Origin of the sequence: Nonomuraea basaltis, assembly GCF_005893125.1 — a bacterium.
Lineage (GTDB): Bacteria > Actinomycetota > Actinomycetes > Streptosporangiales > Streptosporangiaceae > Nonomuraea > Nonomuraea basaltis.
On the sequence record NZ_VCJS01000647.1, the window covers coordinates 1 to 549 of the forward strand.

The following is a 549-nucleotide window of genomic DNA, read 5'->3' on the forward strand; positions in this document are numbered from 1 at the left end:
GCACCGGTGACCGGCCCCAGGGTGGCCAGGGTGACCGCCCCCAGGGTGGCTACGGTGACCGTGGTCCGCGTCGTGAGGGCGGATACGCCGATCGTGGCCCCAGGCGCGAGGGCGGGTTCCGTGACGACCGCGGACCTCGTCGTGAGGGTGTGTCCCGCGACGACCGTGGCCCGCGCCGTGAAGGCGGGCCCGGGGATGACCGTGGCCCCCGCCGTGAGGATGGATTCCGCGATGATCGGGGTCCTCGCCGTGAGGGTGGTTACGCCCCCAGGCGTGAGGGCGGATACGCCGATCGTGGCCCCAGGCGCGAGGGCGGGTTCCGTGACGATCGCGGTCCGCGTCGTGAGGGTGATGAGCGTCGTCCGTTCCGTGATCGGGATGATCGTGGGCCGCGTCGTGAGGGCGGTTACGGCGCGCGTCGCGACAGCGGCACCGGTGACCGGCCCCAGGGTGGCCAGGGTGATCGCCCCCAGGGTGGCTACGGTGACCGTGGTCCGCGTCGTGAGGGCGGATACGCCGATCGTGGCCCCAGGCGCGAGGGCGGGTTCC

At 73.6% G+C, this 549-nt stretch carries 1 protein-coding gene; it reads right to left on the reverse strand.

Annotated elements, in window-relative coordinates:
* Positions 1-549 (reverse strand): hypothetical protein (locus EJK15_RS77075; protein ID WP_206062435.1); only part of this gene is annotated, 549 nt, incomplete at both ends.